The organism is Marinomonas lutimaris (assembly GCF_019426345.1).
Classification (GTDB): Bacteria; Pseudomonadota; Gammaproteobacteria; order Pseudomonadales; family Marinomonadaceae; genus Marinomonas; species Marinomonas lutimaris.
The window spans coordinates 203629-216339 of record NZ_JAHLLW010000003.1; the positions used below are offsets into that span (position 1 = coordinate 203629).

A 12711-nucleotide genomic window follows, 5' to 3' on the forward strand; every position below is an offset into this window, starting at 1 on the left:
GGGCTCATTGGTTATGCTAAGAACAACAAAAGCCCACCAAACACAATGCGATACCAACCAAAGGCGACAAAAGTAAACCGCTGCAAAAACACCATAAATAACTTCATTACTACAAAAGCACTTAGAAAGGCCACCACAAAACCGATTGCCAAAGGCATCCACTGCTCACCCGAGAACTCTTTATAATTAGAAAGCAAATCATAACCCGAAGCCGCCATCATCACTGGCAAGGCCAATAAGAAGGAAAACTCCGCACTGGCCTTTCGGCTTAAGCCCACTAACACAGCACCAACAATGGTTGAGCCAGCACGGCTTGTACCCGGAATCAGAGCAAATATTTGCGCAATCCCAACCCATAAGGCCTGCTTAAAAGTCAGATCTTCTAAACTTTCAACGCTAGGAGACTTATGTTTGATCCACCTCTCGGTAAGTAAAAAAATCACACCGCCGACAATAAACATTGTCGCCACAACAGACACCGAAAACATAGCTTTTATTTGATGACGAAACAAAAAACCAACTATGGCAACAGGTAAAAAAGCCACAAACACTTGGCACCATAAACGAAAATGCTTAAACGTAAAACGCTCTTTATAGTTCGCTACAACCGCCAAAATTGCCGCCAGCTGGATTATCACTTCAAACGCTTTATTGCCTTCTGTTTGTTCCATTCCAAGCCATTGACTCACAACAATCAAATGCCCAGTTGAAGAGATAGGTAAAAACTCTGTCGCTCCCTCTACCAATCCGAGAATGACACTATGAAATACATCCATTACAACCTACCTTCCACTATTTACGACAACTAACAACACGATACAATCGAGTGCATAAAAAACTGCGCCAGCAATGTAAAACATTTTAGGTGAAAGAAAAATAAAAAATGATCAACAAGAAATCTTGACCTAGGATCTATATCTAAGGTTTATACTAAGGAATTGAACGGAGGAGAAATAAACATGTATCGCATTGGTGAACTGGCAAAAGCATGCAACATCAACAATGACACATTGCGCTTTTACGAAAAAAACGCCCTACTCAGCCCTTCAAGTCGATCTGAGTCTGGCTATCGTCTTTACACAGAAAAAGACAAAGACATTTTGCTATTTATCTTGCGCGCAAAAGGGGTCGGATTCACTCTTGCTGAAATTCGCGAGTTGCTTTCTATTGAAGTCAATAAAGCTAACAACGCCTGCGCTGACGTTAAAGAACTTGTCGACACCAAACTCTCAGATGTCGAAAGGAAACTTGCAGAACTTACTCGTTTTCAAACCTCACTCAAACGCCTATCTGATGCTTGTTGCGGCGGAGAAGAAAGTGCCGAGCATTGCACCATACTCGAAGCGCTAGAATCTAATACAAACGATGTTCGCCATGAGCACCACCACGATTAGAACATTCAAAAAAACAAACATATTTAGCAAAAAAACCCAACCATCAGAAACAGATGGCTGGATTTTTTGAGGGAAACGCTTGCTTTTTAGGGCCTATAAATTTTAGAACTTATAAGTCGCCGAGATGTAGTGAGAGAACCCTGAAGATTTAAATCCTGGAGTATCATCAATACCATAAACATCTTTGAATATTTTCAGACCGTAGCCCAATGCATAACGCTTAGAGTGCCAATACAAACCTTGGAACGTCGCGCCACCATCAGTAGATGTCACATAATCACTGTCCATACCAAACTGATAATCTACATAGCCTTGATACGCTAAGAATGAACCATTTTCAAAATTCATAATAGGTTTAAACCAGTTTGCGGAAAACTGATAGCCATTCCAACCATTTCTGTTGCCAAAACTCTGATCGTACAAAGCATACAGGTTCATACCGACTTTACCCAACCAAGGCATATCGACGTCTGCACCCAAACCAATAAAGGAATTGTTAGTACCGTTTTGACCGCCATCTAAGCTAAATAGAGTCGATACATAAAGCTCTTGCACCGCACCAAATGACAGATCTTTACCTGTCATACCATCTAATGAGAAACGCGGTGCTAACTTAAGAAACATCTTATCGCTATCAGATTTATCATTGGCGTCGGTAGATGTCACATTGAATACATCAAGGTATCCATATAGATCAACGATGCCAGAACGGCCGCCAAATTCTAGCTCAAGGTAATCATGACTCGACTCGCCAGGAAGCTCATCAAAGGTATACATCATATTGAACTGACGCCAAGAATAATCGTTTTTATGAATGTCATCGGAATAATCTGCAGCAAACCCTGTGCTAGCAAGAACCAAAGTAGAAAGACCCAAAAGTGCTTTACGCATCAGTTTCCCCTCAATCAATACTGTGTGATTAATGTGAATGAAATGTGACCAAATGGTCAGAAACATGCATATTACAGTTTTTTTAAGGAGACGCAATTTAATTTAAAACTATATTTAAATTAAATTAAATTGCACAGAAATGGATAAATTGAGGGATTTATTGCACCAAAAGGGAATATAACGAAAAACCAGAAAGAGCAGGCTTAACAGCAAAAAAGTAGCGAATATACAAATATCTCACACATTTCTACGCCCAACATTAGTGCGCGGCATATCAAGAACCTCTAACACACTAGTCGCTAACAATGACTCTATTTCGACCTTGCTCTTTCGCTTTATAAAGGGCTGAATCCGCGCGATTAAGTACCTGCTCATGATGACGATCTTCTACGTTATACATAGCCACGCCAAAGCTCGCAGTAATATACAATCCAGCACTCATTTCTTCCGTTTCAAGTTCTTGGCGCAGTACTTCGGCAATATTCAGGGCTTCCTGAGCAGATATTGTTGGCAATAAGATAGTAAACTCTTCACCACCAAACCGTGCAACCATGCCTTTATCTGCAACTCTATTAGCAAGTAATTTGGCCGTTTTCTTAAGCACAGTATCACCCACAGTATGTCCATATTGATCATTCACTTTTTTAAAGTGATCTGCATCTACCATGATGATAGAAAACGTACTATCGGATGCTTGAGCAGAGGCAAACTGTTTTAATAACGCCTCATCTAAAGCCAAGCGATTGAAGCTATTAGTAAGCGAATCTTGCCTAACAATCGCCTCCAACTCAGCGGTTCTGGTGCGTACTTTTTCTTCTAGAGTCAGGTTCATTTTTAATAAAGATTGCTCTCTATCCAATAATGAAGACATCATTTCCTGTAAAGAGCGACTTAAACTAGTAATTTCATTTAACTGACTATCATCTTGGAAAGTAAGATGACGATTACCTTGTTGAATGCTTTTTGCAGTTTGAGCCAGACGCTCTATCGGACGACTTAATGTGCCAGCAAATTGATAAGCCAGCAGCATACAAAGTAAGGTTGAAAACACACCTAAAAAAAGCAACAACTTATGAACTTCATTAACGACAGACATAGCAATAGACAATGGCTGACGCACCACAATTTTCCACCCTAGATTTGTTGACTCAGGAGATCGCACAGATACTAAACTGGTCAGATACTCTTTATCATCTTGCCACATCAATGTTTTAAATTGGCCATTACTTGGTAATACTTCTGGTACCCTAAAATCACTAAGATGATTATCTGGATATAAAATATTGTGCTCTTTATCAATAATAAAGATGTCGATACCTTTCTGCCTTGACGCTTCAGCCAATGAAGACAATAAAACCTCTCGAACCCAGCTCCAGTCAGCATGCGTCGCTACCACACCTTTAAGCGCACCATTTTCCCCTATTACTGGAGCCGCAAAATCGACAAATCGAATTGGTGCGCCATCTTTCGGTTTAGGAAGTAATTTTTCGAGCAATAAAGCCTTATGTACATCACCAACAAAAGGACCTGTACGACCATGAATAAACCAAGGCCGCTGACTGACATCAGCCCCCTTCAAAACACCATTGCTTGACGCTAGCACCAAGCCATCAAGATTAGCAAAGCCGATCCAAGCATAATTCTTATATGAGTTCTTAATTTGATCTATGTCGTGCTGTAATTCGCTTAAGTCTTGGTTAGCATACAAAGAAGAGCGCTTACTTAGCAGAAGAATCTCACGCTCACGTTCCATAAGATTTGCTGACAATATATTAGAAATAGATTGGCTAATATTTACTAAAGACTCACCACTGGCCTCGGATAGACGAGTAGAAGCCAGTTGATAAAAAGAGGTAACAAGCACCAAGCTTAGGGAGAGCAGTAAGCCTCCAGACAAGAGAGTAATGCGTTTTCTAAAAGTATTGAAACCTCTTAGCATAGCGTGTAAACCTGTCATTAGGTAAAAAGTAAACTGCGTATTTTAGGCATGATAACATGCCTCTGCTTGCACTTTACATGCATAATCAAAAAAGTTTAACGCATCAAAATTGAACACTTTTCCATCATACTGCTCAGTTTTAACTCAATTGGTTAGCTCATTAATTCAAAAAGTACTGAAATTCATTTTTGATTTTTGAGTCAAAAACAAAAAGGAGTATATTGAGATAAATTTTTCACTCTCTTTATTTTCAGGCACTCCATGTCCAGCAGCCATTATCAACAAATACAACGTTACTTTAGTGAATTGATTGCAAATAAAGCCTTACTAGCAGGTTCAAAGCTCCCTTCTGAAAGAGAGATAGGCGAGCAATTTAAACTAACTCGCATCACGGTACGTCAAGCACTGCAAAACCTAGAGGCCGAAGGCCTCATCTATCGACAAAATAGGCGTGGCTGGTTTGTCACGCCTCCTGCTGTGGTATACGACCCAGCCAGTTACCTTAGTTTCAACTTGTATGTATCTGAGCAAGGCTGTCAGCCATCTACACAAAAACTGGCTCAACAATTAGAACCAGCAAACGCCCATATTGCCACTCTGATGGGAATTCCAGAAAAAACGCCAGTGCTGTTCTTGCATCGCCGACGTTATATTGATCAACGCCCAGTATTGATCGAGAAAATGTACATTAATATTGCACTATTACCTGGCATTGAAAACGAAGACCTAACTCAATCATTAAGTCAGCTATTGAAAAATAAATATCAGCTTGAATATCACAATATGGATTTATTTTTTAAGTCCACCTCTCTTCCTGCTCACGCGGCAAACGATTTGGGGATTTCAGCTGGCCAACCTGGCCTTCATATCGAGCGAATAAATTACCTAACCAACGATGAGAATAACAAGCAAGTACTTGAAATAGATTACGAATTTTGGCGACATGATGCTGTCACTATTAATATATCTATTCGTGATTAATCACTTTTCACTCAGCTTTTGCTTTTCCTATCGACAAAAAAAACACCAGTTTATCTGATAAATCTGCCAACTTTTCTCTCTCTTAGTTTCCTCCTTGTCATATAAATGACATTTTTGGCTGCTATTTTGCATTAACAAATCTGGTATAGACCAGATTAACGAGTTGATGCTTTTTTGGTGCAAAGGGTCATGTCTCTGCTCACCAAAATATTCATCACCTCTCATTCAATACAAACGATGGAGAAGTGAAGATGACACAGAGAGCCCTTTTTAAACGTCTTGCCGCCACGGCTGGTATCGCATTGGTTTCCATTTCTGCACATGCAGCGAAAACCGAATTAACGGTCTACACCGCTATTGAAGCAGAAGATCTTAAAAAATACGCGGCACGCTTTAACGAAGACAACCCAGACATCAAAATCAACTGGGTGCGCGATTCTACTGGCATCATCACGGCTAAATTGTTGGCAGAGAAAGACAACCCTCAAGCTGATGTAGTTTGGGGACTTGCGGCCACCAGCCTAATGCTATTGAAAAATGACGGCATTCTAGAAACCTACAAACCTAATGGCTACGATAAAATTTCGCCTAAATTCAAAGACCTCTACAAAGAACCCGTTTGGGTCGGAATGGATGCTTGGATGGCGGCAATCTGCTTCAACACAGTAGAAGCAGAAAAACTAGGTTTGCCTAAACCAACATCTTGGCAAGATCTGACTAAGCCTGTTTACAAAGATCACATCATCATGCCTAACCCTAACTCATCTGGCACAGGTTTCCTTGACGTAAGCAGCTGGTTGCAAATGTTCGGAGAGGACAAAGGCTGGGATTACATGGATGCATTACACAGCAACGTTAGTCGCTATACCCACTCCGGCTCTAAACCTTGTAAATTAGCGGCATCTGGTGAAATTCCAATCGGTATTTCTTTTGCCTTTCGTGCCGCAAAATCGAAAAAACAAGGTGCGCCGTTGGACATAGTCTTTCCAACAGAAGGCCTAGGCTGGGACATGGAAGCAACCTCTATTATCAAAGGTACTAAAAAGCTCGAAGCAGCAAGAAAACTTGTCGATTGGACGATTTCTAAAAAGGCCAATGAAATGTACAGCGAAGGCTATGCTGTTGTTGCCATGCCAGGCATTGCTAAGCCTATTGATTACTTCCCAGAGGATGCAGAGTCTTTGATGATCGATAACGACTTTGAATGGTCTGCCAAAAACCGCGATGCGATTCTGACCCAATGGCAAACTCGCTACGACAGCAAAAGCGAACCGAAATAAGAAAATTATGATCGTAAGAATCTCTTTTCCCCTGCGATCATCGTCAATTGAACCGCGTGAACATCGTGGTTCAATTGTTTTATTTCAGAGCAAGCATCCATCTTGATTAATTAAACGCTCACGACTGAAAGAGGACCTATCATGTCCAACCAAACCTACTTGGAATTGCATAATATTGATCAAATGTTTGGCACACACCAAGCGTTAAAAAACGTGTCATTGAACATTGCCGAAGGAGAATTTGTCTGTTTTCTTGGACCTTCTGGCTGTGGTAAAACCAGCTTATTACGCATAGTGGCGGGATTGGATACACCGACGTCAGGACGTATTTTTCAAGCTGGACGCGACATCACTCACGCTCCAGTTAACCACCGAGACTTTGGTATTGTCTTTCAATCTTATGCCCTGTTTCCGAATTTAAGCGTCGCGGACAATATTGCTTATGGTTTAATATCCCAAAAAGTATCTACCAACGAACGACGCGCTCGTGTAACAGAATTATTGGCAACCGTTGGCCTGTCTGGTAGCGAAGGGAAGTATCCAGCGCAACTATCAGGTGGACAGCAGCAACGTGTCGCCTTAGCTCGCGCTCTAGCCACATCACCAGGTTTGTTATTACTCGATGAGCCATTATCTGCACTGGATGCACGGGTTCGCGCCCACTTGCGCCAAGAAATCAAACAGCTTCAAGAAAAGCTTGGCGTGACCACCATCATGGTAACTCACGACCAAGAAGAAGCCTTAACCATGGCGGATCAAATCGTCGTGATGAACCAAGGTGTGATCGAACAAATCGGCACACCGCAAGAGATTTATGCCAATCCAATATCACCTTTCGTGGCCGAGTTTGTTGGTGAAATGAATTTCTTAAGCGCTAAAGTTAGCGGCGTAGGTCAGATGCAGTCTGGCAACTTAACACTGCATTGCGATTCTTCATCAACATTACCTATTGGTCAGGCCGCGCAACTAGCGATTCGCCCAGAGGATGTGCGCTTTCAAGCTGATAATTCAGCAGGCAATATCCTTAATGCTCGAGTACTAAACTTAGAATTTTTGGGCTCTAGGGTTCGTTCCTCATTGAAGTTAGAGGACCATGAACGTCCAATTATTGCCGATATTTCCATGAACGAAATGTCTCGCCTCAATTTAGTCCTTGGGCAAAATATCGTGTGTCAGTTCCCCCATGATCGTCTGCATATTTTTGGAGGCGCTGCATAATGCATTCAGTAACACAACAATCTAGCACCATAGCGAAAGAGCAACCTTGGTACTCTGCTAAGAAATACTTTTCTCATCAGCATCAACGCCGCAGCCTAGATGAATGGTCATTGGGTGGCATTTTAATCATTGGCGTACTAGCTCTGTTTATTTGCGTAGTCTTACCTCTGTATTCTTTGCTATCAAAAAGCGTGGAAAATAGAGAGGGAGAGTTTATTGGCTTAGCCAACTTCGCAAAATTTATCGATACACCAAGTTTGTATAGCTCAGTCAGCAACTCTTTATTCATTGCCCTGTTGTCTATGGTGATCGTCACCAGCTTAGCGTTTTTAACCGCTTACGCCATCAGTCGCACTCGCATTCCATTAAAAGGCTTTTTTCGCATTGTCTTGGTCTTACCGATTTTGGCGCCATCTTTGTTGCCAGCTATCAGCTTGGTGTATCTATTTGGCAATCAAGGTATTTTGAAAGAAGTCTTAATGGGCGAAAGCATTTACGGCCCAATTGGTATAGTTATCGGCTCATGTTTCTGGACTTTCCCTCACGCCTTAATGATCATGCTAACCGCACTAGCAAATACAGATGCACGATTGTATGAATCCGCCGAAGCGCTCGGCGCATCGCCTATGCGCACCTTTTTCACGGTGACTTTACCTGCGGCTAAATATGGCATTATCAGCGTCGCCTTTGTGGTGTTTACATTAGTGATCACAGATTTTGGCGTACCAAAAGTTATCGGTGGGCAGTTTAATGTGCTCGCGACAGACATTTACAAACAAGTTATCGGTCAGCAAAACTTTGAAATGGGCGCGGCTGTCAGTGTGATTCTTTTATTGCCAGCGATTTTGACCTTCATAACAGACCGTTGGTTACAGCGCCGTCAATCTGCATTATTAACATCGAAAGCAGTACCTTGGACGCCGCCTGTTCGCAGCATTATTGACAAGGCTTTTTTCGCCTTAATGATTTTGGTATCGAGCATTATTTTGGGCGTGATTGCCATGGCGATATACGCCTCTTTGGTCACGTTTTGGCCTTACAACCTCTCTTTATCCTTTAAGAACTACAATTTTGATCTTATGGATGGCGGTGGTTGGGACTCTTATTGGAACTCGATCCAATTAGGTCTTTATACGGCGGTTATTGGTACCGGATTTATCTTCTTCCAATCCTATTTAGTCGCTAAATTAGCGGGCTTCAAGCTATTAAAATGGTTCTTCCATTTATTCGCAATCCTGCCATTGGCTGTACCTGGATTGGTCTTAGGCTTGGCCTATATTTTCTTTTTTAACGCCCCCGACAATCCGCTCAACGGAATTTATGGCACCATGGCGATTCTCGTCGTCTGTACCATCAGCCACTTTTATACTGTGTGCCATCTTACGGCAACCACAGCGTTGAAGCAGATTGACCCAGAATTTGAATCCGTCTCGGCCTCACTTAAAGTTCCACAGATATTGACCTTCTGGCGCGTGTCTTTACCCGTCTGTATGCCGGCTGTATTAGACATCGCCAGTTACTTATTTGTGAATGCGATGACAACGGTTTCTGCTGTGGTATTTTTGTACTCCTACGACACCAACTTGGCGTCTGTCGCGGTATTAAACATGGATGACGCCGGCGATATTGCTCCTGCGGCCGCCATGGCGGTGATGATCATGCTGACTTGCATGGTTGCTCGCCTTATTCATTGGTTGCTAGGCAATGTGGTCCTCAAACATACACAGCATTGGCGCACACGCTAGGAGCAATTGATCGATGACAATCACCGCCATTGTGCTGGTTTTAATTTCCACCTTTATGCACGCTGGATGGAATTTCTTTGGTAAAAAGACAAGTCCGACTCTGGGCTTTTTCTTCTTAACCATGGTGGCGGGTGCGGTATTTTTCTCGCCATTTGTTTTCTGGCAGTGGGATTTGATTAAGGCTTTTAATAGCAAAATTTTAATTTTGTTACTTGCGACTGGCTTTTTTCAATCGATCTATTTGTGGGGCTTAGCAGAAGCTTATCGAGCTGGCGATATGTCTATCGCCTACCCTATTGCTCGCTCTTCGCCATTAATCATTGTCGCGATTTCCAGCACATTATTAGGCCAACAAAGTACGATTTCCTCACAAGCAGTCATCGGCATTGTAATGATTGTTGTCGGCTGTTTATTCATTCCATTGACAAGCTTTAGAGATTTCAAACTAGCGAACTATCAAAACCGCACCACAGCTTTTGCCCTACTGGCCGCTTTTGCGACAGCCGGCTATTCCCTTGTCGATAGCCATGCAACAGAACTAATGCGCGACTTAAGCGACGCCTCGGGAACACCATTAGCTAGCCCTTGGCAGGTGTCTCTGGTTTATGTGGCGTTGCAAAGTGCTTTCGCAGTTATTTGGATGGTCTGGTTTATTTTGTCCACACAAAAGCAACGTTTAACCTTTCGCCAGATGTTTATCAAACAATGGCGTGTGGGCTTACTAACCGGCGCCTTGATGTTGGGAACCTATTCATTAGTGATCCTAAGTATGGCGTTTGTAACTAATGTCAGCTATGTGGTCGCCTTTCGCCAACTAAGCATTCCTTTGGGTGTGCTTCTTGCCGTCATTGGCCTTGGTGAATCGCTCAGGCTTCCTAAAGTTGTTGGAGTTTTCATTACTTTTATTGGCCTTATTGCTGTGGCATTAGGCTAATTTTTTATCTGTTTTACTATAAGGAACAACCATGGCACTGGCCTTTTTCGATCTTGATAACACCCTTGTCGCTGGCGATACCGCTCAAGCATTTTCTGAATACATGGTAGCGAGCGCCCTGCCTACTCCTGACGACTTTCTCACCGTCAACCTAGCCTACATGGAAGACTACGATGCCGGCACGCTCAAGTTAGACGAGTACATGCATTACACCTTATCGCCATTATTTACTTTGGACGAAACACAACGCGCTGCATTCATCGACGAGTTCATCAACAAAGTCGTCAAAGGCATGGCATTACCGAAAGCCTTCGTCCTGCTCGAACAGCACAAAAAAGCAGGCGACGAACTCATCATTATCTCCGCCACGGGCACACACTTAGTCGCCCCTATAGCCGCTTATCTTGGCGTAAAACATGCGCTAGGTGTGGACATCGAATACAAAGAAGGCTTCATCACAGGCAAGCTGGTTGGCACACCGACCTTCCGTGAAGGCAAAGTTATCCGAGCACAACAATGGGCCAAAGCAAACGGTCACACTATGGACGACACCTATTTTTATAGCGACTCTCACAATGATTTGCCACTGTTAGAAAAAGCACGCTTCCCTATTGCCGTGGACCCAGATCAGATCCTAGAAAAAACCGCTAACGAACGTAGCTGGAAAGTGATGAGCTTGCGTTAGAAAATAGTCCAATAGCGTAGAACCAGATCAAAAATAGCGTTATTTTTGATCTGGTTCTACTTATCAATCGGAAGGCAGCTGATTCTTTAATACGTCAATATGCTTTTGCAATAGATCTATTTCATCCATCAGCTCAAGGCTCAATGCCACACCAGATAAATTCAACTCCAAACCATTCATCAAGCGTTGTGCTCGCTGCAGTCGAACTAACGCATGACTATCAAAGTACCAAACAGATTCCGTTGGTTGCTCAATTGGTTCGACCGGTTCCACAATACCGTATTCGATCATTTCGATTATGATGTCAACGTGCGTACCACATCGCTCGCAAATCTCTTCAAGAGTGAATAACATATGTTCATGTTGAGATTCGATTATTACTATCTCTGACTTAGACACCTTCTACCTCTCAAAAACGTGGCGTGGGTTAAATTCAGACTCACACTCAGCTAATTGTTGATAAAGCGCTTCGGCTTCACTGCTGTGCACGTTTGGCAAGCTAATTTGTAAAGTTACGATCTGATCACCAGAGACTTCACTTGCTTTACCAACCAAGCCCTTACCTTTTATGCGAAGTTTATTACCACTACTCGCGCCTTTCGGAATTTTTAACTTCACTTTACCGCTAAGCGTTGGTGCTTCTACACTGGTTCCCAAAGCTGCTTCCCAACAGGTAATGGGTAAAGTTAGTAAAATATTCTTTCCATCAACCGCAAAGTAAGGATGCGGTGCGAATTCAATCTCGAGTAACAAATCCCCAGCTTTTCCACCACCAACACCCGCTTCGCCTTGTCCGGCCAAACGAATATGTTGTCCCTGTATAACACCAGCAGGAATCTTCACATTTAGGGTTTTATCCCGCTGCCTTATAAAGCCATTTTGATCTGGCTCGGACACTCGCAAAGATAACTGTCGTTGACAGCCAAGATGTGCTTCTTCCAAAAACAAAGCAATTTTATGATGTATATCGCGCCCTCGTTGATTGGCCGAACGCTGAAAATCATCCGCGTGACGAAATCCGCCGCTGCTCGCCCCAAAAATAGAATCAAAAAAATCACTATAATCAGCGTTACTACTTTGACTATGTGACCTTTGACCCGCATGAGCAGATTGCCAATCAGGCGGTGGCTGAAAGCCGCCATCTGCTCGACGAGAGCCTTGCTTACGCAATACATCGTACTCAGCGCGCTTTTCTGGGTCTTTTAAAACTGTATAGGCTTCACCTACCTCTTTGAATTGCTGCTCAGCGTTGGCTTCTTTGCTGACATCAGGATGATATTTTCTAGCGAGCTTTCGGTAGCTCGCTTTTATTGCGGAAGCATCGGCATTTTCAGCAACACCCAGAATCTTATAATAATCTTTAAACTCCATACTGCATCACTTCCATCAGTGTATTCACTCTTCTAGCATCATAGGCCTTTCCACCGTGATAGCTGTTTGAATTTCATACAAATATGATATAGATCTAGAAAATGAGAAGAAAATCTCACGGATACCTAAAAGAGTAATATGGAAGTATCGAAATAACTATATTGTTATTTATTACAACTTAATTGAAATCACATTAATTATAAATAACACATTAAAATTAACGTTAACTCAAATAGATAAAATCCATATAAAAATTACTACACACCTATCTAT

Annotated in this window: 12 protein-coding genes; 7 read left to right on the top strand and 5 right to left on the bottom strand. The window is 42.4% G+C overall.

The genetic code is table 11. From position 1 onward, the window contains the following. Window positions 1-11: 11 nt before the first annotated feature. Window positions 12-776: an undecaprenyl-diphosphate phosphatase gene (locus KPL72_RS06005; protein ID WP_219702172.1), complete on the bottom strand. Its 765-nt coding sequence runs from the start codon at window positions 774-776 to the stop codon at window positions 12-14. 183 nt (window positions 777-959) lie between these two features. Here KPL72_RS06005 and zntR point away from each other — a divergent pair, with 183 nt between their 5' ends. Continuing rightward, on the top strand, window positions 960-1394 hold the full coding sequence (gene zntR, locus KPL72_RS06010; RefSeq protein ID WP_212916077.1) for a Zn(2+)-responsive transcriptional regulator: 435 nt from the start codon (window positions 960-962) through the stop codon (window positions 1392-1394). A 102-nt stretch (window positions 1395-1496) separates the two neighbouring features. Here the strand turns inward: zntR and KPL72_RS06015 are convergent, their stop codons facing one another. After that, window positions 1497-2285, bottom strand: coding sequence for a nucleoside-specific channel-forming Tsx family protein (locus KPL72_RS06015; RefSeq protein WP_249411604.1), 789 nt, complete (start codon window positions 2283-2285; stop codon window positions 1497-1499). A gap of 292 nt (window positions 2286-2577) precedes the next feature. Continuing rightward, window positions 2578-4224 (bottom strand): GGDEF domain-containing protein, encoded by a 1647-nt coding sequence (locus KPL72_RS06020; protein ID WP_219702173.1) that lies wholly within the window; start codon window positions 4222-4224, stop codon window positions 2578-2580. 261 nt (window positions 4225-4485) lie between these two features. Here KPL72_RS06020 and KPL72_RS06025 point away from each other — a divergent pair, with 261 nt between their 5' ends. From KPL72_RS06025 to KPL72_RS06050, 6 genes are all read left to right on the top strand, one after another. Continuing rightward, window positions 4486-5205, top strand: a complete 720-nt coding sequence (locus KPL72_RS06025; RefSeq protein WP_219702174.1) for a UTRA domain-containing protein — start codon at window positions 4486-4488, stop codon at window positions 5203-5205. A 251-nt stretch (window positions 5206-5456) separates the two neighbouring features. Continuing rightward, on the top strand, window positions 5457-6485 hold the full coding sequence (locus KPL72_RS06030; RefSeq protein ID WP_219702175.1) for a putative 2-aminoethylphosphonate ABC transporter substrate-binding protein: 1029 nt from the start codon (window positions 5457-5459) through the stop codon (window positions 6483-6485). A 141-nt stretch (window positions 6486-6626) separates the two neighbouring features. Next, window positions 6627-7703: a putative 2-aminoethylphosphonate ABC transporter ATP-binding protein gene (locus KPL72_RS06035; RefSeq protein ID WP_219702176.1), complete on the top strand. Its 1077-nt coding sequence runs from the start codon at window positions 6627-6629 to the stop codon at window positions 7701-7703. Then, window positions 7703-9448: a putative 2-aminoethylphosphonate ABC transporter permease subunit gene (locus KPL72_RS06040; protein ID WP_219702177.1), complete on the top strand. Its 1746-nt coding sequence runs from the start codon at window positions 7703-7705 to the stop codon at window positions 9446-9448. Before KPL72_RS06035 ends, KPL72_RS06040 begins: the two co-directional genes overlap by 1 nt. Window positions 9449-9461: 13 nt before the next feature. Then, on the top strand, window positions 9462-10382 hold the full coding sequence (locus KPL72_RS06045) for an EamA family transporter (protein ID WP_219702178.1): 921 nt from the start codon (window positions 9462-9464) through the stop codon (window positions 10380-10382). Window positions 10383-10413: 31 nt separating this feature from the next. Continuing rightward, window positions 10414-11067, top strand: a complete 654-nt coding sequence (locus tag KPL72_RS06050) for an HAD family hydrolase (RefSeq protein ID WP_219702179.1) — start codon at window positions 10414-10416, stop codon at window positions 11065-11067. A 63-nt stretch (window positions 11068-11130) separates the two neighbouring features. Here the strand turns inward: KPL72_RS06050 and KPL72_RS06055 are convergent, their stop codons facing one another. Together KPL72_RS06055 and KPL72_RS06060 are read right to left on the bottom strand one after the other, a co-directional pair. Continuing rightward, entirely contained in the window at window positions 11131-11466 is a 336-nt protein-coding gene (locus KPL72_RS06055; RefSeq protein WP_212916096.1) for a chaperone modulator CbpM, read from the bottom strand. Between the two features lie 3 nt (window positions 11467-11469). Next, entirely contained in the window at window positions 11470-12438 is a 969-nt protein-coding gene (locus KPL72_RS06060) for a DnaJ C-terminal domain-containing protein (protein ID WP_219702180.1), read from the bottom strand. Between the last annotated feature and the right edge of the window lie 273 nt (window positions 12439-12711).